We start from the raw sequence: 23,218 nt of genomic DNA on the forward strand, positions 1-23,218 counted from the left end.
CATTCGAACCGGCCAGGCATTCGAACCGGCCAGGCATTCGAACCGGCCAGGCATTCGAACCGGCCAGGCATTCGAACCGGCCAGGCATTCGAACCGGCCAGGCATTCGAACCGCTCCGGCGTTCACACCGCTCCGGCCGGTCAGACCGCTCAGGCCGGTCAGGACAGCAGGGTCTCGCCGATCCACCCGTCCGGTCCGCAGCCCGGCGGAACGGCGTACACCGCCGAGCCGATCGGCGTCGTCCACTGGTTCAGCAGGTCCGCCTCGGCCAGCCTTCTCTGGACGGGGAGGAACTGCCGGGCGATGTCGGCCTGGTAGGAGGCGAACAGCAACCCCGTGTCGGGACGCCCCTCGTAGGTGACGCCCTCGTCGTAGTTGTAGACCCGGCGGAAGATCCGCATGCCCGGATCGGCGACGTGCGCCCGCCGGATGTGCGCCTGCTCGGCGATGACCGGGAACCCCGCCGCCGTGACCATGCCGAAGTCCGGCGCGTCACGCTCGTTCCGGCCGGTCAGCGGGGCGCCGGTGTCCAACCGGCGGCCCACCGAGAACTCCTTGGCGGTCCGGTCGGCGGCGTCCCACGTCTCCAGGTCCATCCGGATGCGCCGCAGGACCAGCGTGGTGCCGCCCCGCAGCCACGCCGGGCCGCCGTGCACCCACACGGCCCGGTCGAAGTCGGGCGTGCCGGGGCGGGGGTTGACGGTGCCGTCGAGCTGACCCATGAGGTTGCGCTGGGTCATGCCCGGCGCCTGGGTCTGCGGGCCGCGCCGGAACCCTCGCTGGACCCAGCGCACCCGGGCGAAGGACCGGGCGTCCTTGACCAGCATGCGCAGGGCGTGGGCGAGGGTGACGGCGTCGTCGGCGCAGATCTGCAGCAGCAGGTCCGTGCCCGTCCACCGCTTGTCCAGCCTGTCGATCCCGAACCTCGGCAGGGGCGCCACCGAGGCGGGGCAGCGGTCCGCCACCTCCGCGGCCCGGAACAGGTCGGGCCCGAAGCCGAAGGTGACGGTCAGCCGGGAGGGCAGAGTGGCCAGCTCCGGATCGGTGTCGGCCAGGGCCGCCCGGCCCTCGCTCAGGCGGCGCGCGTCGTCGGTGAGCAGTTGCATCAGCCGTACGACGGCTTCACGGTCGGCGTCCGGCAGCAGGTCCAGGCCGACGAAGGCGGCATGGGCCTGCGGCGTCGTGGCGATGCCGGCCTGGTGCGGCCCGTGGAAGGGCTCGGCCGCCCACCCGGCGGGCGGCGCAGCCCCGCCGGACGGTCCCGCCGGGGCCGCCTTGGCGCCGGTCTGCGCGGAGGCGCACGCCGCGAGGGCGCCGGCCGCCGTGGCGGCGCCCCCGGCGAGCAGCCCGCGCCGGGTCAGCCGGGGCTGTTCCATCAGTTGTGCCCCTTGTCCGTGCCGGGGTCGTAGTTCTCGTTGCCCCCGGCGAAGTCCTTGCCGATCGCGGTGAACTCCACGGTCCCGCCGCCCTTGAGGGTCAGCGTGAAGGGGATCCGCGCGCCGGGCTTCACCTCCTCGGTGACGCCCATCAGCATGATGTGGTCGCCGCCGGGCTGGAGCTGGTGCGTGCCGTTGGCGGGGACGGTGAACCCACCCTCCTTGGGACGCATGACCGGTTTGCCACCGACGTCGGCCACCTCGTGCAGCTCGATCATCGACGACAGCGGGGAGGACGCGGAGACGACGGTCACGTCGGCGGCGGTGTGGTTGACCAGGGTGCCGAAGGCGGCGGTCATGCCCTTGTCCGCGGTCTTCACCCAGGGGTCGGTGACCGTCAGGGGAGAGGACGCGCCGGGGGTGCCCGGCCCGGACGGCGCGGTGGCCGGGGCGGTGGCCGGGGCGGCCTGCGTGGCCGCCCGGCCCGAGGTCGGCGCGTCCGGCTGCGCGCCGCAGGCGCCCACCGCGGCGGTGAGGACGGCCAGGAGCCCGGCCGGGACGACACGACGGATGATCATGGGAATGCCTTTCGAAGAGGGTACGGCGCCGCGGCGGAGCGGTGCTCCGCACGCCGCGGGAAGCGCTGGAAGGCACCCGGGATGCCCGGAAGCCGAAACGGAACGATCACGGCGGGACGTCGGGGCCGTACGCGGACGGGGCGGTGGGCCGGGTCGCGCGGCGGCCGTACGGAAGCCGCGTCGGCGTACAAGCCAGGCGGGCCGTACGGAAGTCGCACGGGCCCTACAGGCTGCGCGGACCGTACAAGCCACGCGGGCCGCCGTACGGGGAAGCCACGCGGGCCGTACAAGCCACGCGGGCCGTACGGGGAAGCCACGCGGGCCGTGCCCGGGGCCGCCCGCGGGCGTCCGAGGAAGGCCGGTGGCGGGTCACCGGAACACGTGGCCGCCGGAGACGGTCCTGGAAGGCGTGACCGCCGGAGATGTCAGAGAGAGAACGCCGCGGGCGCCGGAGGACCGCGCCTGCTGACCGCGTGCCGCAGCGGGGAGCGGCGCGGGACGGCGGAGTCGTCGCGGCGGGGCGTCCCCGGAGGCTTCCACGGAACCGGGGAGGGCTCGGCGGTGAGGACCGGCGCGAACCGGGCACCGAGCCGCCGGAGCACCGCCCAGAGCAGCGCCTCGCCGCGGGCCAGCCACAGCGCGGTCAGCCCGATGGCCCAGCCGTGCGTGACCAGCATCGCCAGGCCCGGAAGCAGCCCCGAGTGTCCGGCCATGCCCGCCGCCTGGCCCACGGCGGCGACCGGATCAGGAAGCGACCCGGGCGGCGCGGCCGGTCCGGCGTACGGGCCCGGTCCGGCCGTGTCCGTGAACGGCCCCGGCGCGACGTGGCAGGCGGCGGAGGCCGTCGCCGCGAACAGCAGGTGGAGCGCGGCCTGCACGCCGGTCAGCAGCGGCAGGATCGTCCCCAGGCCGCGCTCGCGGCCGGTCGCCGGCAGCGCCGCCGCGAACGCCAGTGCAAGCCCGCCGACCGCGCCCCAGGCGGTGACCGTGCTTCCGGCGAACGCGTGCGCGCCCGCGCCCAGCCCCAGCGCCACGGCGGCGAAGGCCGCGGAGCGGGTGAGGCGGAAGAGCGCGGTCGCGGGAACGGGCTCGCTGGCGGGCATGATGCGGCCATCATCACACAGGAAGGCGTCACCCTTCCGGCCGGGGACTCGCTTTCCCCGTGTCGTGTCCGGTGCCGTCGCGTGTTTCCGGCGACGCTGCGCTGTGAGCGGAAAGCGCCCACAGCGAACGGGAACGGATTCCGCGCCGGACGGCGTTATCGTCGGCAGCGATTCATCAGACGTACGTCGATGGATTTCCGATATGCGAGGCAGGTGAGAAGAGTTGACCAGCCCACAGCCCGTGTTCGAGGACCCGCTGTACCAGCGGCTGCTGCGCCAGCGGATCGTCGTGCTCGGCACCGAGGTGAACGACGAGGTGGCCAACCGTATCTGCGGCGAGCTGCTGCTGCTGTCCGCCAACGACGGTGAGCGTGACATCTGGCTCTACATCAACTCGCCGGGCGGTTCCGTCTCGGCGGGGATGGCGATCTACGACATCATGCAGTACGTCCCCAACGACGTCGCCACCGTCGGCATGGGGCTGGCGGCGTCGATGGGGCAGTTCCTGCTGTGCGCCGGCGCGTCCGGCAAGCGGTACGCGCTGCCGCACGCCCGTGTCATGATGCACCAGCCGTCGGGCGGCCTCGGCGGCACCGCCGCCGACATCGCCATCCAGGCCGAGCAGATGCTCTACACCAAGCAGATGCTGCGCGAGCGGATCGCACACCACACCGGCCAGCCTCTGGAGCGGATCGAGGCCGACTCCGACCGTGACCGCTGGTTCACCGCCGCCGAGGCGAAGGAGTACGGGTTCGTCGACCATGTGATCCGGAACACCAGCGAGGTGGCGGCCGGCGGTTGACCGCCCGTTCTCCGGAATGATCCCCTCTGCCCGATTCCCGGGTGACGGCTGAGAGGCGCCGTTCTCCCCGGGGGTCGCGCGGGTTCCCCGGAGGCCGTACCGGGCTCCCGGGCGTCGCGCGGGTTCCCCGGGGACCGTACCGGTTTCCCGGGGGACGCACGGGTGTTCCGAGGGGCGCACCGGTTTCCGGGGGCCGCACGGGTGTCCCGAGGGGCGCACCGGTTTCCGGGGGCCGCGGGACCCGGCGTTTCCGGGTGCCGCGCCCGGACGGCGGGCGCGTTCCCCTCCGCCCGGCCGGAGAGGGCTCTCAGGAACCCGTGGGCTTGTGGCCCCCGGAGGCGGTCATGACGACGTCGTCGGCGAGCTTCTCCAGGTCCTTCTGGGTGAACGGCTTGGCGTCGCCGCTGCCGGTGACGGTGACCAGGACGCCGGGAAGGCGGTAGGACAGCTCCGGTGTGCCGCCGTCCTTGAAGTCGGCGACCCCGCCGAACGCCTTCGCCGTCGGGGTGTCGTAGTACCTGCCGGCCGCCGGCGTCCGGGGCTGGGCGCCGAACGACGCGACGTCGTCCGACTCCGACACCAGGGTGGTGAGCGTCATCGTCGTGCCGGTGGGGTCCATGACCGTGTAGGCGCAGCTCAGCCTGCCGCCGGTGGTGCCGTCGTAGTCCTTGTGGTTCGTGGCCCGCACGCCCTTGAGGTGGCGGACGGCGATCTTCGAGAAGCCGAGCTTCGCGCAGGACTCCGGCACCGCGAAGACGGGCTCGGCCTGGGCGGTCTCCTCCGGGCTCGGGGACTTCAGCACCTCGGGCAGGTCCTCCAGGCCCGAGGTGTCCGAGCTCCGGGCCGTCCCGGGACCCGAGGCCGCGGACGGCTCCGATCCGCCGCATCCGCCCAGGGTGAGAATGGCGAGAACCGCGAGGCCGGCGGCGGTTCGGATCGCGAGGCGCGCCGGGGGGTTCACGTCCATGCGGGTCCTTACGTCGTGGGGGTGGCACGGCGGTCGCACCGCACCGCGCCATGGCGGACGCGATCATACCGGCCGGGTCTTTCGGAAGTGGGCGGATCGGGTGTTCCGCCCACCAGGGACGGAACACCCGATGACGTCGCGGCGGAGGTCAGCGGTGGCAGAGGAGGTCGTGCACGGCGTGTTCCAGGGAGCGGGCGCAGGCGGCGGGGGCGGGCCAGGGGAGGCGGGCCAGCGCGGGCCGGTCGGCGCCGTGGCGGACGGTCGCCCCGTACCGGTCGAGCTCCCACAGCCACACCTCGCGCACCGGGGCGCCGAGCAGTGAACGCAGGGCGTCCGTGAGTTGCCGGCGGTGGGTGTCGTTGACGTGGGCGAGCATGCGCTCGGCCTGTTCGGCCAGCGGGTCGGGCGCGGCGCGCAGATAGTCCTCGGCGTCGACCACCCCTGACTCACCGCCGGTCAGGTAGATCACCTGCCCGACGTCCACGCGGAGCAGGCGCGGCACGCCGGCGCCCTCCGATCGTCCTCCGCCGCCGGAGGCGGCGAGTTCCTCCAGGGCGTCGAACAGCGCCTCGTCCGGGCAGTGCCCGGCGATCGCCACCGCGGCCTCCCGCGCCTCGGCGGCGGGTACGGCCTGTACCCAGCCCTGCACCTTGAGCAGGCCCCGCGTCGTCTCCAGCCCGCCCAGGGAGCGGCTCGCCGCCAGGTCGACGGTGACCGCGGGCTCGTCGCGCGCGCCGTACAGGGGGTCGCCGGGCCGGACCAGCAGCACCGGGCGGCCCGCGCCGTCCACACCTCCCCTGGCGGGTACGGCGGGCCGGGCCGTGCCGGCGAAGGAGACGTGGGTCGGGACCGCCGCGGCGGCCAGGGTGCGGATCCGCTCCGGGATCGGCGGGGCGGTGACGGGGTGCTGCATGACCCGGCCCTCCTTGAGGTCGGCTGACGATGTCAGGTAGCTTAGGCTTGCCTAACTAAGGTTTGCCTAACCAAGTCTTACCGCAACAAGAGGGAGTTGTCATGCGCTACACCGGGCCCAAGGTGCGCCTGTCCCGCCGGGCGGGCGTCCCCCTGACCCGCAAGGCGGTCCGCTACTTCGAGGAGCGCCCCTACCCGCCGGGCGAGCACGGCCGCAAGACCCGGCGGCATCAGGCGAGCAACTACAGCCTGCAGCTGATGGAGAAGCAGAAGCTGCGCTGGTACTACGACGTCTCCGAACGGCAGATGCGCCGCTACTGGGACCTGGCGCACCGCGGCGGCGGCCGTTCCGGCGCCGAGCTGGTGACCATCCTGGAGAGCCGTCTGGCGTCGCTGGTCCTGCGTGCCGGTCTCGCGCCCTCGATCTACGCCGCCCGCCAGTACGTCACGCACGGGCACATCACCGTGGACGGCCGCAAGGTGGACATCCCCAGCTACCTGGTCAAGCCCGGCCAGGTCATCGCGGTGCGGCCCAGGTCGCGCGCGATGCAGCCGTTCGTCGCCGCGGCCGAGGGGACCTACGCCGACGAGCGGATCGCCCCCTACCTGTCGGCCGACCACGCGGACCTGACGTTCACCCTGCTCGACCGGCCACGGCGCGAGCAGATCGCCGTCCCGGTGGACGAGCAGCTCGTGGTGGAGTACTACTCCCGCTGACCGGCTATCTCCGGCCCCGCGCTCCCCGTGACGACCGGCCCCGCGCTCCTCGCGACGACCGGCCCCGGGACGAGCGGCTCCTCGGTGACGGGCTCCGCGGGGCCGTCCCCGCGGAACCGGGCCCGGCGGCGGCCGGTTCCGCGCCGACGGCCTCCGCGGTGACCGCTCCCGCGGCGGAACGCCCCTCCGGTCCCGCCCCCGCGCCCGCTCCCACCGGGGTCCGCTCGCGGAGTTCGCGCACCTCCGCCCGCAGCGCCGACAGCTCCGCCAGCACGACGGTCTCCAGGCCGCGGGTCGCCCGTGCCGCCTCCCCCGAGGCGTCCTCCTCCATCGCGTTGACGACCACCGCGATGAAGAGGTTCAGCACCACGAACGTGCAGACCAGCATGAAAAGCACGAAGAAGAGCCACGCCGACGGGTGCTCCGACATCACCTCGCGGGTGATGTCGGACCAGCCGTCCCCGGTCATCATCTGGAACAGCGTGAACAGCGAGGTGGGAAGGTCGCCGAAGTACCCGGGCGAGGTGGCGTGGTAGAGCTTCGTGCCCATCACCGCCGCGACGTAGAGCACCAGGCCGAGCAGCAGCACGATCGACGTCATGCCCGGCACCGCGGTCAGCAGGGCCGTCACCACCCTGCGCAGGCTCGGCACCACCGAGATCAGCCGCAGCGCCCGCAGGATGCGCAGCGCCCGCAGCACCGACAGCCCGTTGGCCACGGGCAGCAGGGACAGCGCCACGATCGCGGTGTCGAACAGGTTCCACGGGTCGCGGAAGAAGCGCAGGCGGTGGGCGTAGACCTTGGCCGCCAGCTCTGCCACGAAGACGTACAGCGCGGCGTGGTCCACCACCGTCAGCACCGTGCCGTACCGCTCGGTGACGGCGGCCGAGGTCTCCAGCCCCAGGGTGGCCGCGTTGACCACGATGACCGCGATGATGATCCGCTGGAGGCGGGAGGTCTCCAGGAAGGTGCGGACGCGTTCGCGCACCGGCACTGACGGCTCCGTGGGGTCGTGAGGGGATGAGATGCCGGATGATCATATCGCCGGATGATCAGCTCCCCGGCGTGGTCACCGCCCGGGGGCGCCCGCCCGTCCGCGTGCCCCCGTTCACGTGCCGTCCGTCCGCGCGTCGCCCGCCCACGCGCCGACCGGGGACCGTCATCGGGCCGGTCGCGGCCGGGAAGCCGCCGGCCGGGTCAGTGCCGGGTGTAGCGCCCGCCGATCCCCGTCTCCAGCAGGTCGAACGCCCGCCCTGCCCGCTCGCGCAGGTCCGGGAGGATGTCGTCGGCCCGTTCCCCGGCGACCAGGCGCCGTACGGCGTAACCCACCACGGTGCGCAGCACCGCGTTGATCTGCGCGGCCACCAGGGCGGGGGTCAGGTCGTCCGGGTCGGCGCCGGCCTCCTCGGCGATCGCCTCGGCGAGCCTGCGCTCCCGGGTCTCGCCCATCTCCCGCACCCGGGCGACCAGGCTGGGGGTGGTCTCGATCATCCGGATGAAGTCGTCGCCGGCCTCGTGGAACCCGTAGCGGTAGTGGCCGGTCTCCAGCGCCTCCAGGAAGTCACGGCGCACGGCGGCCACCGGGGTCTCCCCGGGTTCCCGCTCCCGCACCACCCGGGCGAGCAGGTCCTCGACCTCGGGCGCCCGGTCGAGGAGCAGGTCCTCCTTGGTGGCGAAGTAGTTGAAGACCGTGTTGACCGAGACGTCGGCGGCCCGGGCGACGTCGGCCACCGTCACGCCGTCGAACCCCCGGGCCATGAACAGTCCTGTCGCGATGTCGGAGATGCGCAGGCGGGTCTCCCGCTTCTTGCGCGCGCGCAGTCCCTCGCTCATGCCGGTCATTTTAGAGGTTGCAGAAATTTTTAAGTCACTCTATTTTTGGTGCGACTTCAAGATGGAGGCGATCGAGTGATCAGGACATCGGGCCTGCGCAAGACCTTCCCGGGCGGCGTCGAAGCCGTCCGGGGAGTTGACCTGGCCGTGGAGGCCGGGGAGATCGTGGGCTTCCTCGGCCCCAACGGGGCGGGCAAGACCACCACCATGCGCATGCTGACCACCCTGCTGCGCCCCTCCGGCGGCACCGCCGTCGTCGCCGGTCACGACCTGCTCGCCGACCCGCGGTCGGTACGGCGGCGCATCGGCTACGTGTCCCAGGGCGGCGGGGTCTCCCCGGCCGTCGCGGTGGGGGAGGAACTCGGACTGCACGCCGCGCTGTACGGCATGCGCCCCGCCGAGGCGCGCGGGCGGATCCGGGAACTGCTCGACCGGTTCGAGCTGACCGGCCTGGAGACCAGGCCGGGAGCGGCGCTCTCCGGAGGTCAGCGCCGCCGGTTCGACCTGGTGTTCGGCCTGGTCCACGCCCCGGCGCTGCTCTTCCTCGACGAGCCCACCACCGGCCTCGACCCGCAGAGCCGCGCCCACCTCTGGGACCACGTCCGGCGGCTGCGCGAGGAGGAGGGCCTGACGGTCTTCCTGACCACCCACTACCTGGAGGAGGCCGACACGCTGGCCGACCGGCTGTTCATCATCGACCACGGCGTGATCGTCGCCGAGGGCGCTCCGGCCGAGCTCAAGGGCGGTTCCGGCACCCTCGACGACGTCTTCCTGTCCATCACCGGCCGCTCACTGCGGGACGACGTCCCGGGTGCTCCGAGCGACGCGGGCGGGATCCCGGACGGCCCGGCGGACCGGGAGGACATGCGGGAGGACATGCGGGAGGACATGGCGGAGGCGACGGCGGCCGGCGTCCGCCGCGCGACGGACGGGGAGAGGTGAGGGACCCGATGGACGTCATCCGCGAGACCTGGCTGGTCTTCCGGCACAACGTGCGCATCCTGCTGCGGCAGAGGATCGGCATCCTGTTCGGGGTCATGCAGCCGCTGCTGTACCTGGTGCTGTTCGGCCCGCTGTTCTCCACGATCGGCACCTGGGAGACCCTGGTCCCCGGTCTGCTGGTCCAGGTGAGCCTGCTCAGCGCGGGCATGGCCGGGTTCGGCATCGTCTTCGACCTGCGCGCCGGCGTGCTGGAGCGGCTCCGCGTCACCCCCGCCCACCGGGTCGCCCTGCTGCTGGGCCGGGTGCTGGGCAGCTCGCTGGTCCTGCTGATCCAGTCGGTCGTGCTGGTCGCGCTGGGCTACGCCTTCGGCCTGCGGGCCCCGCTGCCCGGTGTGCTGGCCGGACTGGCGATCATGGCGCTGCTCGGGGTCAGCCTGGCCGCGCTGTCCAACGCGGTCGCGCTCACCATGAACCCCGACCTGTTCGCACCCGTGGTCAGCACCGTGGTCGTCCCGCTGATCCTGCTGTCGGGGGCGTTCCTGCCGATGTCGATGGCGCCCGCCTGGCTGGACGCCGTGTCGCGGGCCACCCCGTTCCGGCACGTCGTCGAGGCCGTCCGTGACCTGTTCGCCGGGCACTACGCCACGGCGACCGTGGGCGTCGGGGTCACGGTGGCACTCGCCCTGTCCGCCGTGTGCGTGGCGGTCGGCACCCGCGTCTTCAACCGCGCGAACGCCTGAGGAACACCCGATTCCGGCCGGGCGGACGACTGAGGCGCATCCGGTCCGGCCGGGCAGCGCGTGAGGCGTACCTGCCTCCGGCCGGACGGACGCCCGGGATGCGCCCGGCCGGGATCAGTCCGGCGGGCCGTACGGTTCGATGCGGGGGTCGGCGTACGGGCCGCCGCCGGCGGACGGGTCGATCCGCCGGGCGGCGGCCTCGCTGACGCGCAGGCCGTACAGGTCCTTGCCGGGATCGATGAGCACCAGGCCGTAGCCGGTGTCGACGTCCTTCTCCGACAGCTTCAGGCGGCGCATGGCCTGTTCGAGCGTCGCCTGGGGCGCGAGCCGTACGGTGACGAGAAGCATGAGGCCAACGCTACGCGTCCCGGGCGCGACGCCAAGAGGCGGGAGGGGGCGGACTTCCGTCCTCCGCGCCTGCTACATGTGCTTCTCCACGGTCTTGCGGATCGACTCGACGCCCTTGCGCAGCTCGGCGCCCACCGCCTTGAACACCGCCTCCGCCGGCTGGTTGTCGGCGTAGATCTTCTGGAGGCCGCCGTAGATCGCCCGGTTGGCGTTGGGGACCAGGAGCCGCACCGGGTCCTGCGCCTTGGTCCTCGGCAGCTGGTCGACGGCCTTCTTGAAGTTGGGGTTCTCGTCGAACAGCTTGCGCATGTCGGGGGTCTCCATCGCGGCCTTGGTCGCGGGGAGGTAGCCGGTCTCGACCGTCCACCGGGCCGCGTTCTCCGCCCTGGCGACGAACTTCAGGAACTCGAACGCCGCCTGCTTGCGCTCCTTGGAGGCTCCGGCCATGATCGACAGGCCGCCGCCGCCCGTGGGGCAGCCGAACGCGGTCTCCTCGGGGAGGTACGCCGTGCCGACCTTGAACGGGGAGTCCTTGGTGATGCCGGTGAGCGCGCCGGTGGACTCGACGAGCGTCGCGATGAGCCCGTTGGAGAAGTCGAGCTTCGGGCTCTGCGCCATGTAGGCCAGCTTGTCGTCGTGGATGAGCTTGCGCTGCCACTCGCCGGCCTCGACCGCGCCGCCGGTGTCGATGGTGACGTCGAGCCCCTTGGAGTAGTTGCCGCTCCACTGCCAGACGGTGCCCTGGAACTGCCAGTCACCGTCGACCTGGGCGTAGGCGGTGAGCTTGGGATTCTGGCCGCCGACCTTCTGGGCGGTGATGGCCTTCGACCACTCGTGCAGCTCGCTCCAGGTCTTCGGGCCGCGGTCGGGCAGCCCGGCGGCCTCGAACAGGTCCTTGTTGTAGTAGAAGATCGGTGTGCTCCGGGCGAAGGGGACCCACCACACCTCGTTCTTGGCGGTGCCCTCGGCGATGAGCTGGTCGACGTACTCGGCAGGCTTGAGGCTCCCGGCGGAGAAGTAGGAGCCGAGCGGTTCGAGGGTGTCGTTGAGATGGAACTTGTTCCAGGTGACGTCGCTGAACACGCACAGGTCGGGGAGCTGGCGGGCCTGCATGGCGGTGGCGAGCTTCTGGGCGGTCTCGTCGTAGCTGCCCTGGTACTGGGCCTCGACGTAGATGTCGTTCTGCGCGCCGTTGAACGCGGTCACCAGCCGCTGGAACGCCTCGCCGGGGACGGCGGCCCAGGGGTACCAGATCACGACGCGCTGCCGCTTGGAGTACTGCGCGGGCACCTTGCCCTCGGGCTGCGCCATGCCGGAGCCGGAGCCGGATCCGCAGCCGGTGGCGAGGGCGAGGAGGCCGGCGCCGGTGGCGCCGAGGAAATGCCGCCGGTTGAGCGAGGGGGTCATGGCGGGGTCCTTTCAGGGTGGAACGGGGGGTGCGGCATTCAGGCCGGGGCCGGGCGGGGAACCGGTGGGCGGAGGGTCAGCCCTTGACCGCGCCCTGGGTGAGGCCGGCGACGATGTGACGCTGGGCGAGGAAGAAGATGACGAGGACGGGGACGACGACGAACGTGGCGGCGGCCATGACGGCGCCCCAGTTCGTGTAGCCCTCCTGGTTCTTGAGCAGGAGGAGACCGACGGGCAGGGTGCGCATCGACGCCGTGTTGGTGACGATGAGCGGCCAGATGAAGTCGTTCCACTTGCTGACCAGCGACACGATGCCGACGGTGACGAGCATCGGCCGGGACATGGGCAGCACCACGCTCCACAGGGTGCGCAGGTGCCCGGCGCCGTCCATCCGGGCGGCCTCGACGAGTTCGCCGGGCAGGGTGAGCATGTGCTGGCGGAGCAGGAACGCGCCGAACGCCGAGGCGACGCCGGGGATGATGATCCCCTGGTAGGTGTTGATCCAGCCGAGTTCGGAGACGGTCAGGTAGTTCGGCAGCAGCGTCACGTGGCCGGGCACCATCATCGCGCCGAGCAGCAGGATGAACAGCACCCGCTTGCCGGGGAACCGCAGGAACGTGAACGCGTACGCGGTGAGCACGGCGTTGGCGACCTCCAGCAGGGTGCCGGCGACCGTGGTGATGACGGAGTTGAGATAGAAGTCGGCGAACGGGGCGCTGTTCCACGCGTCGACGTAGTTGGCGAACCGCAGGTCGGTGGGCAGCCACGCGGGCGGCCAGGTGTAGATCTGCGACGGGTCCTTCAGCGAGGACGACAGCAGCCAGTACAGCGGGCCGACCATGATCACGCCGACGACGACGAGCAGGCCGTACTGGGCGGTGCGGGCGAGTCTCACTTGTAGTGCACCTTCCGCTCCAGGTAACGCGTCTGCACGAGCGTGATCGCGAGGAGGATGACGAACATGATGATCGCGCTCGCCCCGGCGGGCCCGGCCTGGAAGCTGCGGAACCCCGAGTCGTAGACGAACCACGACAGGATGGTGGTGGCGCTGCCGGGGCCGCCGTTGGTCATCAGCGCGATGACGTCGAACGCCTGGAACGAGCTGATGGTCGAGGTGACGACGAGGAAGAACGTCACCGGCGACAGCAGCGGCAGGGTGAACCTCCGGAAGGTCGTCCAGGCGCCGGCGCCGTCGAGGGAGGCCGACTCGTAGACCTCCTTGGGGAGGTTCTGCAGCCCGGCGAGGTAGACGATCGCCGCGAAGCCGGTGGTCTTCCACAGGTAGACGATCATGACCGCCGGCAGCGCCCAGTCCGAGTCGGTGAGCCACGAGGGCGACGAGGCGCCGAAGGCGGAGAAGAACGCCCGCGACAGGCCGTAGTTGGGATCGAAGATGAACGTCCACGCCAGGCCCACCGCCGCGCCCGAGAGCACGTGCGGGGCGAACGTCATGGTCCGGACGAAGTCGCGGCCCCTGAGCTTCTGGTTGAGCAGCAGCGCGATGGCCAGGCCGAGCGCCATGCTGCCGCCCACGACGCCGACGGTGAAGTACACGGTGGTCAGCATCACGTCGCCGAACCCGAGGCCGGTGAACATGTCGACGTAGTTGTCGAAGCCGACGAAGTTCTTGATCGGCGCGATCATGTTCCAGTCGGTGAGGCTCAGGTAGGCGTTGTAGATCACCGGCCAGTACGAGAACACCGCGATGAACAGGAAGTTCGGCGCGATGAGCGCGAGGAACAGCAGGTACTCGCGGCGCAGCCGCCGGCGGTTCCCCCCGGCTCCGGGGGCGGGCTCGCGCGCCGCCGCGGGCGGGGCGGGGTCCTCGGTCCCGGCCTTGGTCAGCGCGGCCGGCATCAGGAGGTCCCGGCGTCCGCACGCAGGCGCAGCAGCGAGGAGATGTCGTCGGCGACGATCCCGTCGACGCCGTACTCCAGCGCGGCGATGACCTCGGTCTCGTTGTCGAGGGGGCCGACCCAGACGCGGTAGCCGCGCTCGCGCATGGCGGGCACGCCGGCCGCGTCGGCGACCTTCCAGCGCGGCCCGAAGTACTGCGGGCGCATGGCGTCGAGCAGCTCCGCGGGCGGGGGGCGCTCCTCGGTCCAGTCCAGGCCGATGACGGCGTCGGGCGCTTCGGCGCGCAGCCCGATCAGCGCCTCGCGGCCGCCGCGGCGGGCGGCCACGAAGATGGAGCGCTCGAAGGCGTCGCCGTGGCGGCGCAGCGCGGCCACCGCCGGGGCGATCACGTCGTCGGTCTTGAGGTCGACGAGGAACGTCGTGTCGCCGAACGCGTCGAGGACCTCCTCGAAGGCGGGGACCTCGTACTCGCCGTCCAGCGCGCGCACCTCCTCGAAGGTGAGGTCGGCGATGTCGGCGTCACGTCCCCACATCCGTCCGAGACCTCCGTCGTGGAGGAGCACGATGCGCCCGTCCCTGGTGAGGCGCAGGTCGAACTCCAGGGTGTTGGCACCCTTGTCGACGGCCGAGCGCAACGACGGGATGGTGTTCTCGCGGTGGACGAGGGGGTCGCCACGATGCGCGATCGTGAGGAACACGGGTTCTCCTTGGGGGCGGGAGTCGTCACGGGAACATGCCACTCTTAACACTCAAGAGCGTTGTGTTCACGGAGGTAGTTAACACGATGGTCACATGGCGGGCAAGAGGCGCGGACCTCGTGTTCGCCCCTGTCGCAGTCGGACAAAAGCGGTAAATAATCGCATAAATGGCCAGGTCGGCGCACCGAGGAGAAGGGTGCGCCGACCTGGACGAGATGATTTTGTTACGACGAACGTTAAGAAGGCCGTCGCCCGGTGTTAGGGGCGAGGTCGCGTGAGCGCGGCGAGTTCGTCGAGGACCGGGCCGGAGCCCGCCACGGTCACCTCCGAGTCGAGCAGGTGCTCGGCGCCGCCGCGGTCGACGACCCGGCCGCCCGCCTCACGCACGAGCACGACGCCGGCGGCCGTGTCCCACGGGTTGTTGGAGAACATGACGAGGCCGTCCAGCCGGCCCTGCGCCACCCAGGCGAGGTCCACCGCGGCGGTGCCCAGCATCCGCACCCGCTGGGCGCGCGCCGCCAGCTCGGCGGTGGCCGCGAGGCGCTCCACGTTGCGTTCCGCCGCGTCCTCGCCGACCGCGTAGTCGCCCACGGCCACGACCGCGTCGGCGAGCCGCGACGGCCGGCTCACCCGCATGGGCCTGCCGCCGGCGTACGCGCCGGAACCCTGGACGGCGGTGTAGCGGTCGCCCAGCAGCGGCAGGTCGACCACGCCGAGCACCGGCCGCCTCCGGTACACCAGCCCGAGGGACACCGCGACCAGCGGCAGCCCGTGCACGAAGTTGACCGTCCCGTCGATCGGGTCGAGCACCCAGGTCAGCTCGTCGCTGCCGGTGGAGCCCTCCTCCTCGCCGAGGAAGCCGATCGCGGGGGTCTCCTGGCGGAGCAGGTCGCGGACGGCGCGCTCCACCGCGAAGTCGACCTCCGAGGCCATGTCCCGGTCGCCCTTGGCGGTGAGCACGCCCGGCCGGCGCCCGCGGATCATGTCCGCGGCCAGCGCCACGGCCTTCTCCGCGATGGGCAGCAGCGACGCGAAGCCGCTCACCGGGTTTCCACGGCCGGAGCGGCCAGGGCGGCCAGGGCGGCCAGCGTGGCCGGGGCGCTTTCCGGGGTCTTCGCGGCGGCACGGAGACCGGTGCCCGGCCACGCGTGCGCCGCTCCGGGGAGCGGACCGTCGGCGGCGAGGCGGCCGACGGGGATGAGGACCTTCACGGGGGGATTCCCTTTCCATTGGTTTTCCGGCGTCTTCCGCCGTCCGGCGCCTTCGTGAGGGCGCGCCTTCGTCAGGGCATGCCTTCGTGGGGACGGCACCCTCGTGGGAGCGGGACCGGACGGCCGGATCAGACGACTTCGTAACGGATGCCGTTCTCCCGCATCTCCAGCAGCGCGTCCTCGGGGGCCCGCGAGTCGGTGAGCACCAGGTCGAAGTCGGACAGCGAGACGAGCCGGTGCAGGGCGACCCGGCCGAGCTTGCTGTGGTCGACCGCGAGCACCGACTTCCTGGCCGCGCGGATCATCGCCCGCTTCACCAGGACGATCTCCTGCTCCTGGTGGTAGACGTAGTTGTTCGACACCGCGGAGACCGACGCGAAGAACATGTCGACGTGCAGCGACTCGATCGCCTCGATGCACGGCACGCCGAGGAAGGAGTCGTGCGTCGGGTAGTACTCGCCGCCCAGGGCGATCAGCCGGATGCCGCGCATGCCGGTGACCAGCTTGATGGTCTCCAGGAAGTTGGTGACGACGGTCAGCGGGGCGGCGTCCTCCAGCAGGCGCGCGAGCTCCAGCGTGGTCGTCGAGTCGTCGAGCATGACGGCCATGCCCGGCTCTATGAGCTCGCGGGCACGGCGGGCCAGGGCCGCCTTCTCCTCCCGGGCGGTGCGCAGCCGGTAGGTCACGTTGCTCTCGAAGACGCTGGAGGGCTGGGCGCTCACCCCACCGCGGAACTTGTGGACGACGCCCTGCCGTTCGAGCTCGTCGAGATCCCGGTGGATGGTCATGAGGCTGACGCCGAACAGCTCGGAGAGGTCGTTGGCCGAGACCGAGCCGTGCTGCAGGACGTGCTCGGCTATCTCGGCCTGCCGCTGGGCGGGCCGGTTGCGCTCGGAGGACTTGGGTGTCGTCATGAAGGTCATCCTTCGGAAGCCGGCACGCCGTACGCCAGCGGCGCGGCCGAATCGTCTCCGTGTGGGATCCGCGGCGTCGCCCCCGGGGCCCCTGAGGCCCCCGGGGCCACCGGCCTCCGCCGGTCCCCGGCCCGGGTGCCGGCATCGGCACCCGCCCCCACCTCTGCTGGATGGTCTGTGCGCATGAAGAGTCCGGCTCCCGGCTTGAGGAGAAGAGTCATGGATCGGTGTGAATTTAACACCGTTTGAGAGGAGCGGCCAAGCGTCTCCTACGGCTCCACACTCACCGCATCCGCGATGACCAGGGAAGTCTCCATCAATTATCACTTTTCCCTTGATAAGAACACTCAAAGTGATGTTAACTACCGGTCCACAGAACATCATTGAATGGGAAGAAGGCGCCTACGGTGGAGATGGTGGTGGCGTCGATCTTCGCCGTGTTCACCGGCTTCAACGACGCCGGAACCCAGGTCGGGCTGGGCTCGCGGGTCCGCGGACTGCCGCCGCTCGCCGCGCTGGCACTGCTCGCGGCGGCCGTCGCCGCCTCACCCCTGATCGTCGGTACGGCCGTCGCCGCCACCCTCGACGGCGGGCTCGTCACCTACCCCGGCGGGGACGGGCACACCGGGCTGCTCGTCGGGCTCGTGACCGCGGTCGCCGTCACCGCCGGGCTCGGCTGGCGCGGCCTGCCGACCAGCCTCACCCTCGCCCTCGTCGGCGGGATCGCCGGCGCCGGCACGGGAGGAGGCGGTGACGTCTCCTGGACCGTCGTCGCCTCCGTGCTCGCGGCCGCGGCGGCCGCCCCGCTGGCCGGGGCGCTCATCGCCGGTCCCGCCTGCCGCCTGGTGCGCTCCCTGCCGCACGTCGGCGCGGCGGGCACCCGGCTGCGGTGGCTGCACACCGCGGCCTTCGGTGCGGGCTGCCTCGCCTACGGCGCCAACGACGGCCAGAAGATCCTCGCCGTCTACCTCGCCGTCCACGGCGGCGCGTCCCCGGACGCGGCCGGTCTCGCGCCGGTGCTGCCGCTGCTCGCGGTGTGCTTCCTCGCCGGCGGGCTCGCCGGGATCCCGCGGCTCGCGTCCGGGCTCGGCGGCACGCTCACCCCCGCCCGCACCGACGCGCTCGTCGCCACGGAGCTCACCGGCGCGGGCGTCGTGCTCGGCACCGCGGCGCTCGGCGCGCCGGTGAGCATGACCCAGTCCCTCGCCGGAGCCCTCATCGGCACGGGCCTCGCCGGAGGCACGCGGCGCGTGCGATGGCGCGGCGTCCTGGCACTGGGCCGCGCCTGGCTGTTCACCCTCCCGCTCGCCTACGGGCTCGCCGCCCTCGGCGGCGCCGTACTCGGGGCGCTGCGGTGAGGCCCGGCCGGATGCGCCGCGTCCTGCGCGACCTGTCCGGTCGCACCGACCGGACGCTCGCCGACCTCGTGGTCGCCCAGTTGCAGGCCGCCGCCCGCGGGGTGGCGCTCGCCCGCGCCGCCGCCGGAGGCGAGCTGCGCCCGGGTGAGGCACGCCGCCGCATGGCCCTCGTCGAGCACGAGGGCGACGCCGGGCGGGCCAGGCTCGTCACCCGGCTGCGCCGCAGCGTCACCTCCCCCGTCGACCGCGAGGACCTGTTCCGGCTGTCCCGCAGCGTCGACGACGTCCTCGACGCCCTGCGCGACTTCGTCCGGGAGGCCGACCTCTACGAGGCCCCGCCCGACCCGCTGCACGAGCCCGTGCTGGCGGCCCTCGCCGACGGCGTCGACCGGCTCACCGCCGCGGTGGGGCTCCTCGCCGACCGGCCGCGCGCCGCGGCCGACGCGGCACTGCGCGCGAAGAAGGTCGGCGTCCGCCCCGCCTACCAGCGGGCCGTCGCGACCCTGCTCGTCCGTCCCGAGCCCGCCCGGCCCGCCCGGTCCGTCCAGCCCTCTCAGAGCACCGAGCCCGTCCAGACCGCCCAGTCCCTCCAGCCCACTCAAAACGTACAGCCCGTACAGACCGCCCTGATCTCCCTGCTCCTGCTCAACCGGCTCGACACCGCGGGGGCGCACCTCGCCGCCGCGGCCGACGCCCTCGCCGACGGAGTCGTCAAACGATTCCAGTGACGAAGTGACGAAAGGAATCACCCCCCATGCAGACCCGACGTTCCTTCCTGACCACCGGCGCCGCGGTGGGCGCCGCCCTCCTCGGAACCGGCGCCGCCGCGGCGGCCACCGCCACCGCCACCGCCACCGCGCCGCGTTCCGCCCCGGCCGCCCTGCCGCCGAGCCCCCGCTTCGACTGCGCCGCGCCGGGGGAGAGGCTGCTCGGTCCCGTGCCCCTGCACGACGCGACCGTCATGCAGTCGTTCGCCTTCGACGACGTCAACGGACACCTCTACGTCGTGCAGCTCGTCCAGGGCGGCCGACGGCTGCCCGGCGAGGCCGAACCGGTCAGCGGCTCCGCCCGTGCCCTGAACGGCGACCTGTGCCTCACCCGCCTCGACCGCGCCGGCCGCGAGACCGGCCACATGTACCTGCTCGGCTTCGGGCACGGCGTGCAGATCGGCGTGGAACCCGTCGGGGGCGGCGCCTTCCTGTGGACCGAGACCGACGCGGTCAGCGACGACGGGGTCAGCGGCTGGGGGTCCCGGCTCTGCCGGTTCCGGTTCGCCGACGGGGCGGTGCTCACCCGGGACTCGCCCGAGCTCGCGCGGCACGTCCCCGTGCCCGGGGCGGACCGCACGACCTGCGGGACCGACCCCGTCCACCGCCGTCTCGTCGTGCGGCACCGCCTCGACGGCACGTTCCGCTACGCGCTGTACGACCTGGCGGACGTCCGGCGCCACCGCTACGAACCGCTCGCCGTGGCCGCCCAGCCGGCCCTCGGCTTCTCCTTCCAGGGGTTCGCCACCTACGGCTCATACCTGTACCTGCTGGAGGGCACCTCCGGCGGCGCGCCGGGCAACACCCATCTGACGTGCGTCGACTGGCGGACCGGGAACGTCGTCGAGCGGCGGTTCGTCACCGACGGCGCCGACGTCGACTTCCGCGAGCCGGAGGGCATGGCGATCCACGTCCCCGGCCCGGGGGACGTCCGGCTGTGCTTCGGCTTCGCCTCGGGCGTGACGGGCGGGCGCCTGGCCAACGTGTACGGCAAGCGCACGCTCGTCTGAGCCCTGGAGCCGTCCCCGGCCGTGCGCACGGCTCACGCCATGAACGGCTCACGCCATGCGCGCGGTCCTCACGCCACGCGCGCGGCCCTGCGCCGCAGCGAGGCGGCCACTCCCGCGGTGTCGATGACGCCGTAGCCGTAGTCGAAGTCGAACCCGACGTCGCTGCGGTCGTCCGCGGTACGGCGCAGCAGGGTGCGCAGCTGCGCCGGGGCGAGCCGGGAGGCCGGCCACACCGTGCGCACGGCCGCGACCACCCCGGCGGCGACCGGGCAGGCGGCCGAGGTGCCGGAGTCGGGTTCGCGGTCGCCGAAGGCCCCAGAGCCGGAGAAGTGGGTGTAGGAGCAGATGTCGGGCTTGCGGGAGGCGAGCCGGCCGGGGCCCTGGGAGGAGTAGCCGACCCGTTCCCCGGCGGTGTCCACCCCGCCGATGGACAGCACACCCGGGTGGGAGTTGGCGCCCGTGATCGGCCGGTCCGGGTAGGCGCACCGGCTGTCGCGGCACTCGCGCCCGCAGTTGCCCGCGGCGAACAGCACGTCGGCCCCGGCCTGCTCCAGGCTGGAGACGATGAGGTTGAAGGGGTGGGCGGGGTTGTCGGAGTAGTTGCCGGGGTGGCCGACGGGGAAGTCCCAGCGCGGTGAGAACGACCCCCAGCTGTTGGTGATCACCAGGGCCCGCGACTCGGCGGGCTGCGCCGCAAGGACGGTGCGCAGGTGGGCGAAGGCGGCCACCGCGTCCGACAGCATGCCGTCCATGGCCGAGCCGCCCGGCCTTCGCGACAGCAGCACGGGCAGGTCGAGCAGGGTGGCGCGCGGCGCGGCGATCAGCGCGTCGAACGCGCACATCGAGCCGTGGTCGACGGGGAACCCTCCCGGCGTGCCGTCCACCCCGTCGGGGTTCCAGCTCCGCGCGGCGTCCAGGGTGAGGTCGCGGCCGAGGCGGCGGGTGACGTGGGCGGTGTTGACGCCGGTGTCCAGTACGGCGAGGGCGACGCCGGAGCCGTCCATGCCCTCGGCGCCCAGCCCGGCGACGTCCAGCAACCGCTCCACGTCGTGCCAGTCGCCCACCGGGCCGTCGCCGCCGCAGGTGGGGTTGGGCTCGATGACGGGGTCGGCGAAGACCGCCACGACGTCGCGGTGCAGCGCGGGCAGCAGCGTCATGCGGGTGGACAGCTCGTCGTCGGAGATCTCGCCGCGGACCATCACGGTGGCGTCCTCGGCGGCGAGCGAGAAGGTCAGCGCCTGGTTCAGCGACAGCGGGTCGCCGCCGGTCGCCGGAACGGGGCGCGGGACGGCGACCGGGGTGAAGGAGTGGTCCAGCGCGACGCCGGGCAGGCCGTCGGCGACGTCGGCCGTGGTCGCGGTCGCGCCGGGGTCGGCCACGGCCGCGACGACGTCGGGGGAGGGGCGGAGCTGGATGAGGACGCGCATGACGCACCACCGGGGAGCCGAAGGAATGGGCCATCCCACATTCCTCCATTTCCGCCGGGCGCGTCCAGCCTTTCATAACAACCCCGACCGGCATCTTCTCCCGTTTACACCGGCAAATCGCCGGAGCAGTTTTCCTTCCGCGGGAGCACGGCGGTCACTAGGTTGTCCGGCATGACCACAGCGGCGGAGACCACGCCATCACCGCATTCCGACGCCTTTCCCCGGCACTGGCTCGCCACCCGGCCCAGGCTGGTCGCGGCCAGCGCGTTCATGCTTTTCCTGGAGCTGGCGCTGATCCGGTGGACCGGCTCGAATATCGTGCATTTGAGTTATTTCACGAATTTTGTCCTTCTGGGGTCCTTCCTTGGAATCGGGCTGGGTTTCCTGCGGGTGGGGCGCACGACCCGCCCGCCGTACTACTCGGCGATCGCGCTGGCCGTACTGGTGCTGGTGATCCTGCGGTTCCCGGTCACGGTGGACCGCGACACCGAGGGCGTCCTGTACTGGACCAGCCTGAACACCACCGGCCCGCCCCCGTGGCTGATCCTGCCGCTGATCTTCGTCGCGGCCGCGGTCGTGCTGATGGGCCCGGCCGAGCTGGTCGGCCGCTGCTTCCCCGAGCTGGACCGGCTGGAGGCGTACCGCTACGACCTGGTCGGCAGCCTCACCGGCATCGCCCTGTTCACCGCGCTGTCGTTCCTCGGCGCCCCGCCGGTGGTGTGGGGGGTGATCGCCGCGGCCGCCTACGTCGCGTTGCTGTGGCCGCGCGGGCTCGGCGGCAGGGTCGCGGTGCTCGTGCCGTCGCTGGTCGTCGTCGGCGCGCTCGCCGTCGAGACGCTCACCGCCGGGGCGCTGTGGTCGCCGTACTACAAGGTGACCTACGACCGCTTCCGGTGGCAGGGCGTCCCCGTGATGGACATCCAGGTCAACGGCATCCCGCACCAGCAGGCCATCCCGGCGCGCGAGCGGCTGTCGTGGGAGCGGCAGTACGCCCTGCCGTACGAGAGGTCGGCCGCCCACCGGCTCGACGACGTGCTGATCGTCGGCGCGGGCAGCGGCACCGACGTGGCGATCGCGCTGGCCAAGGGCGCGAAACACGTGGACGCCGTGGAGATCGACCCCAAACTCCGCGAGCTCGGCGCGACCTACCACCCCGACCGGCCCTACGCCGACCCCCGGGTCACCACCGTCATCACCGACGGCCGCGCCCACCTGGAGCGCACCGGGAAAAAGTACGACCTGATCCTGTTCGCCCTGCCCGACTCGCTGACCCTGGTCTCCGGCGCCAGCTCGCTGCGGCTGGAGAGCTACCTGTTCACCCGGCAGGCCATGGAGGCCGCCAGGGACCATCTCAAGCCCGGCGGCACCTTCTCGATGTACAACTACTACCGCGAGGGCTGGCTGGTCGACCGGCTCGCCGCCACCGCGCAGGCCGCCTTCGGCCATGAGCCCTGCGTGGACGTGGTCAGCCAGGCCGGGCAGCAGGCCGTGATCACCGCCGGGCTCACCGCCGCCGACCAGGCCTGCGGCGCCCGGTGGACGGGCGCCGCCGCCGGGACCCCGCCGCCGAGCGACGACGACCGGCCCTTCCTGTACCTCAAGGACCGCACGATCCCGCAGATCTACGTCGTCACCCTGCTCCTGATCCTGCTCGTGAGCCTGCTCGCCGTCCGGGCGGTCGCCGGGCCGTACCGCAGGATGCGCCCGTACGCCGACCTGTTCCTGCTGGGCGTGGCGTTCATGCTGCTGGAGACCAAGAGCGTCACCGGGTTCGCGCTGCTGTTCGGCACGACCTGGGTGGTCAACGCGGTGGTGTTCGCCGGGGTGCTGGTCGCGGTGCTCGCCGCCGTGGAGGTGACGCGCCGCTTCCCGGTCCCGCCGCTGCCCGTCATGTACGGCGTTCTCCTCGCCGGGCTGGTCCTGGCCTGGCTGGTGCCCGACTCCTGGCTGCTGGGACTGCCGCTGCCGCTGCGGGCGGTGACCGCCGTGATCGTGGCGTTCCTGCCGATCTTCGCGGCCAACGTGGTCTTCGCCAAGCGGTTCGCCGGCTCGCACGACGGCACGACCGCCTTCGGCGCGAACCTGCTGGGCGCGATGGCCGGCGGCTGCCTGGAATACCTGGCGCTGGTCGTCGGCTACCGGGGCCTGCTGATCGTGGCGGGGCTGCTCTACCTCGGCGCCTTCGCGCTGCTGCCCCGGCGGGCGGCGGCGGCCTGACCGGCCGCCGGTCCTTCCCATCGTCCCGCGCGCC

Annotated in this window: 24 protein-coding genes; 8 read left to right on the top strand and 16 right to left on the bottom strand. The window is 72.5% G+C overall.

The window, feature by feature from the left end; all coding sequences use genetic code 11:
- Positions 1-158: 158 nt before the first annotated feature.
- From ACFYSC_RS19435 to ACFYSC_RS19445, 3 genes are all read right to left on the bottom strand, one after another.
- Positions 159-1,376 (bottom strand): Dyp-type peroxidase, encoded by a 1,218-nt coding sequence (locus tag ACFYSC_RS19435; RefSeq protein ID WP_389963164.1) that lies wholly within the window; start codon positions 1,374-1,376, stop codon positions 159-161.
- Entirely contained in the window at positions 1,376-1,954 is a 579-nt protein-coding gene (locus ACFYSC_RS19440) for a copper chaperone PCu(A)C (RefSeq protein ID WP_389963167.1), read from the bottom strand. The genes ACFYSC_RS19435 and ACFYSC_RS19440 overlap by 1 nt, the downstream gene beginning before the upstream one ends.
- Positions 1,955-2,379: 425 nt before the next feature.
- A complete protein-coding gene (locus ACFYSC_RS19445) occupies positions 2,380-3,057 on the bottom strand; it encodes a hypothetical protein (RefSeq protein WP_389963170.1) in 678 nt (225 codons plus the stop codon).
- A gap of 223 nt (positions 3,058-3,280) precedes the next feature.
- Between ACFYSC_RS19445 and ACFYSC_RS19450 the strand changes: the two genes are divergently transcribed.
- Positions 3,281-3,859: a ClpP family protease gene (locus tag ACFYSC_RS19450; protein ID WP_389963173.1), complete on the top strand. Its 579-nt coding sequence runs from the start codon at positions 3,281-3,283 to the stop codon at positions 3,857-3,859.
- Positions 3,860-4,166: 307 nt separating this feature from the next.
- Here ACFYSC_RS19450 and ACFYSC_RS19455 read toward each other — a convergent pair whose 3' ends face one another.
- Positions 4,167-4,826 carry a hypothetical protein gene (locus ACFYSC_RS19455; protein WP_389963176.1) on the bottom strand — a complete coding sequence of 220 codons (660 nt, stop codon included), beginning with the start codon at positions 4,824-4,826 and terminating at the stop codon, positions 4,167-4,169.
- Positions 4,827-4,974: 148 nt separating this feature from the next.
- Complete coding sequence (locus ACFYSC_RS19460) at positions 4,975-5,739, bottom strand: DUF2470 domain-containing protein (RefSeq protein WP_389963179.1); 765 nt, start codon at positions 5,737-5,739, stop codon at positions 4,975-4,977.
- A gap of 101 nt (positions 5,740-5,840) precedes the next feature.
- On the opposite strand from ACFYSC_RS19460, the gene rpsD reads away from it, so the two are divergent.
- On the top strand, positions 5,841-6,455 hold the full coding sequence (gene rpsD / locus ACFYSC_RS19465; protein ID WP_389963182.1) for a 30S ribosomal protein S4: 615 nt from the start codon (positions 5,841-5,843) through the stop codon (positions 6,453-6,455).
- A 4-nt stretch (positions 6,456-6,459) separates the two neighbouring features.
- Here rpsD and ACFYSC_RS19470 read toward each other — a convergent pair whose 3' ends face one another.
- Positions 6,460-7,449, bottom strand: a complete 990-nt coding sequence (locus ACFYSC_RS19470) for an ion transporter (RefSeq protein WP_389963185.1) — start codon at positions 7,447-7,449, stop codon at positions 6,460-6,462.
- 203 nt (positions 7,450-7,652) lie between these two features.
- Complete coding sequence (locus ACFYSC_RS19475) at positions 7,653-8,288, bottom strand: TetR/AcrR family transcriptional regulator (protein WP_389963188.1); 636 nt, start codon at positions 8,286-8,288, stop codon at positions 7,653-7,655.
- Between the two features lie 75 nt (positions 8,289-8,363).
- On the opposite strand from ACFYSC_RS19475, the gene ACFYSC_RS19480 reads away from it, so the two are divergent.
- Both ACFYSC_RS19480 and ACFYSC_RS19485 read left to right on the top strand, forming a co-directional pair.
- A complete protein-coding gene (locus ACFYSC_RS19480) occupies positions 8,364-9,230 on the top strand; it encodes an ABC transporter ATP-binding protein (protein ID WP_389963191.1) in 867 nt (288 codons plus the stop codon).
- Positions 9,231-9,238: 8 nt separating this feature from the next.
- The gene (locus ACFYSC_RS19485) at positions 9,239-9,970 is read left to right on the top strand and encodes an ABC transporter permease (protein WP_389963194.1); all 732 of its coding nucleotides are present in this window, start codon (positions 9,239-9,241) and stop codon (positions 9,968-9,970) included.
- A gap of 114 nt (positions 9,971-10,084) precedes the next feature.
- Here ACFYSC_RS19485 and ACFYSC_RS19490 read toward each other — a convergent pair whose 3' ends face one another.
- From ACFYSC_RS19490 to ACFYSC_RS19525, 8 genes are all read right to left on the bottom strand, one after another.
- Positions 10,085-10,318 carry a hypothetical protein gene (locus ACFYSC_RS19490; RefSeq protein ID WP_362945025.1) on the bottom strand — a complete coding sequence of 78 codons (234 nt, stop codon included), beginning with the start codon at positions 10,316-10,318 and terminating at the stop codon, positions 10,085-10,087.
- Positions 10,319-10,390: 72 nt separating this feature from the next.
- Positions 10,391-11,725, bottom strand: a complete 1,335-nt coding sequence (locus ACFYSC_RS19495) for an ABC transporter substrate-binding protein (RefSeq protein WP_389963197.1) — start codon at positions 11,723-11,725, stop codon at positions 10,391-10,393.
- Positions 11,726-11,801: 76 nt separating this feature from the next.
- On the bottom strand, positions 11,802-12,620 hold the full coding sequence (locus ACFYSC_RS19500) for a carbohydrate ABC transporter permease (RefSeq protein WP_362945021.1): 819 nt from the start codon (positions 12,618-12,620) through the stop codon (positions 11,802-11,804).
- Complete coding sequence (locus ACFYSC_RS19505) at positions 12,617-13,582, bottom strand: carbohydrate ABC transporter permease (RefSeq protein WP_389963200.1); 966 nt, start codon at positions 13,580-13,582, stop codon at positions 12,617-12,619. Before ACFYSC_RS19505 ends, ACFYSC_RS19500 begins: the two co-directional genes overlap by 4 nt.
- A complete protein-coding gene (locus ACFYSC_RS19510) occupies positions 13,582-14,280 on the bottom strand; it encodes a glycerophosphodiester phosphodiesterase (RefSeq protein WP_389963203.1) in 699 nt (232 codons plus the stop codon). The genes ACFYSC_RS19505 and ACFYSC_RS19510 overlap by 1 nt, the downstream gene beginning before the upstream one ends.
- A 258-nt stretch (positions 14,281-14,538) precedes the next feature.
- Positions 14,539-15,324 (bottom strand): inositol monophosphatase family protein, encoded by a 786-nt coding sequence (locus tag ACFYSC_RS19515; protein ID WP_362945015.1) that lies wholly within the window; start codon positions 15,322-15,324, stop codon positions 14,539-14,541.
- Positions 15,321-15,491: a hypothetical protein gene (locus tag ACFYSC_RS19520; protein WP_389963206.1), complete on the bottom strand. Its 171-nt coding sequence runs from the start codon at positions 15,489-15,491 to the stop codon at positions 15,321-15,323. The genes ACFYSC_RS19515 and ACFYSC_RS19520 overlap by 4 nt, the downstream gene beginning before the upstream one ends.
- A gap of 128 nt (positions 15,492-15,619) precedes the next feature.
- Positions 15,620-16,405, bottom strand: coding sequence for a DeoR/GlpR family DNA-binding transcription regulator (locus tag ACFYSC_RS19525; protein WP_362945011.1), 786 nt, complete (start codon positions 16,403-16,405; stop codon positions 15,620-15,622).
- A gap of 413 nt (positions 16,406-16,818) precedes the next feature.
- Here ACFYSC_RS19525 and ACFYSC_RS19530 point away from each other — a divergent pair, with 413 nt between their 5' ends.
- From ACFYSC_RS19530 to ACFYSC_RS19540, 3 genes are read left to right on the top strand one after another with little or no spacing between them, the layout of a single operon-like run.
- Positions 16,819-17,763 (top strand): inorganic phosphate transporter, encoded by a 945-nt coding sequence (locus tag ACFYSC_RS19530; RefSeq protein ID WP_389963577.1) that lies wholly within the window; start codon positions 16,819-16,821, stop codon positions 17,761-17,763.
- An 11-nt stretch (positions 17,764-17,774) separates the two neighbouring features.
- Positions 17,775-18,491, top strand: coding sequence for a DUF47 domain-containing protein (locus tag ACFYSC_RS19535; RefSeq protein WP_389963209.1), 717 nt, complete (start codon positions 17,775-17,777; stop codon positions 18,489-18,491).
- Positions 18,492-18,517: 26 nt separating this feature from the next.
- A complete protein-coding gene (locus ACFYSC_RS19540) occupies positions 18,518-19,540 on the top strand; it encodes a teichoic acid biosynthesis protein C (RefSeq protein WP_389963212.1) in 1,023 nt (340 codons plus the stop codon).
- A gap of 68 nt (positions 19,541-19,608) precedes the next feature.
- Here the strand turns inward: ACFYSC_RS19540 and ACFYSC_RS19545 are convergent, their stop codons facing one another.
- Positions 19,609-20,967 (bottom strand): S8 family serine peptidase, encoded by a 1,359-nt coding sequence (locus ACFYSC_RS19545; protein WP_389963215.1) that lies wholly within the window; start codon positions 20,965-20,967, stop codon positions 19,609-19,611.
- Positions 20,968-21,138: 171 nt separating this feature from the next.
- Between ACFYSC_RS19545 and ACFYSC_RS19550 the strand changes: the two genes are divergently transcribed.
- Positions 21,139-23,184 carry a spermidine synthase gene (locus ACFYSC_RS19550; protein WP_389963218.1) on the top strand — a complete coding sequence of 682 codons (2,046 nt, stop codon included), beginning with the start codon at positions 21,139-21,141 and terminating at the stop codon, positions 23,182-23,184.
- Positions 23,185-23,218 lie beyond the last annotated feature (34 nt).

It is taken from the genome of Streptosporangium sp. NPDC004379 (genome assembly GCF_042873875.1).
Classification (GTDB): Bacteria; Actinomycetota; Actinomycetes; order Streptosporangiales; family Streptosporangiaceae; genus Streptosporangium.

Excerpts from the sequence above, each read along its gene's own strand:
- ACFYSC_RS19435 (WP_389963164.1), bottom strand. The coding sequence starts at position 1,376 with ATGGAACAGCCCCGGCTGACCCGGCGCGGGCTGCTCGCCGGGGGCGCC.
- ACFYSC_RS19440 (WP_389963167.1), bottom strand. The coding sequence starts at position 1,954 with ATGATCATCCGTCGTGTCGTCCCGGCCGGGCTCCTGGCCGTCCTCACC.
- ACFYSC_RS19445 (WP_389963170.1), bottom strand. The coding sequence starts at position 3,057 with ATGCCCGCCAGCGAGCCCGTTCCCGCGACCGCGCTCTTCCGCCTCACC.
- ACFYSC_RS19455 (WP_389963176.1), bottom strand. The coding sequence starts at position 4,826 with ATGGACGTGAACCCCCCGGCGCGCCTCGCGATCCGAACCGCCGCCGGC.
- ACFYSC_RS19460 (WP_389963179.1), bottom strand. The coding sequence starts at position 5,739 with ATGCAGCACCCCGTCACCGCCCCGCCGATCCCGGAGCGGATCCGCACC.
- rpsD (WP_389963182.1), top strand. The coding sequence starts at position 5,841 with ATGCGCTACACCGGGCCCAAGGTGCGCCTGTCCCGCCGGGCGGGCGTC.
- ACFYSC_RS19475 (WP_389963188.1), bottom strand. The coding sequence starts at position 8,288 with ATGAGCGAGGGACTGCGCGCGCGCAAGAAGCGGGAGACCCGCCTGCGC.
- ACFYSC_RS19485 (WP_389963194.1), top strand. The coding sequence starts at position 9,239 with ATGGACGTCATCCGCGAGACCTGGCTGGTCTTCCGGCACAACGTGCGC.
- ACFYSC_RS19490 (WP_362945025.1), bottom strand. The coding sequence starts at position 10,318 with ATGCTTCTCGTCACCGTACGGCTCGCGCCCCAGGCGACGCTCGAACAG.
- ACFYSC_RS19495 (WP_389963197.1), bottom strand. The coding sequence starts at position 11,725 with ATGACCCCCTCGCTCAACCGGCGGCATTTCCTCGGCGCCACCGGCGCC.
- ACFYSC_RS19505 (WP_389963200.1), bottom strand. The coding sequence starts at position 13,582 with ATGCCGGCCGCGCTGACCAAGGCCGGGACCGAGGACCCCGCCCCGCCC.
- ACFYSC_RS19525 (WP_362945011.1), bottom strand. The coding sequence starts at position 16,405 with ATGACGACACCCAAGTCCTCCGAGCGCAACCGGCCCGCCCAGCGGCAG.
- ACFYSC_RS19530 (WP_389963577.1), top strand. The coding sequence starts at position 16,819 with ATGGTGGTGGCGTCGATCTTCGCCGTGTTCACCGGCTTCAACGACGCC.
- ACFYSC_RS19535 (WP_389963209.1), top strand. The coding sequence starts at position 17,775 with ATGCGCCGCGTCCTGCGCGACCTGTCCGGTCGCACCGACCGGACGCTC.
- ACFYSC_RS19540 (WP_389963212.1), top strand. The coding sequence starts at position 18,518 with ATGCAGACCCGACGTTCCTTCCTGACCACCGGCGCCGCGGTGGGCGCC.
- ACFYSC_RS19545 (WP_389963215.1), bottom strand. The coding sequence starts at position 20,967 with ATGCGCGTCCTCATCCAGCTCCGCCCCTCCCCCGACGTCGTCGCGGCC.
- ACFYSC_RS19550 (WP_389963218.1), top strand. The coding sequence starts at position 21,139 with ATGACCACAGCGGCGGAGACCACGCCATCACCGCATTCCGACGCCTTT.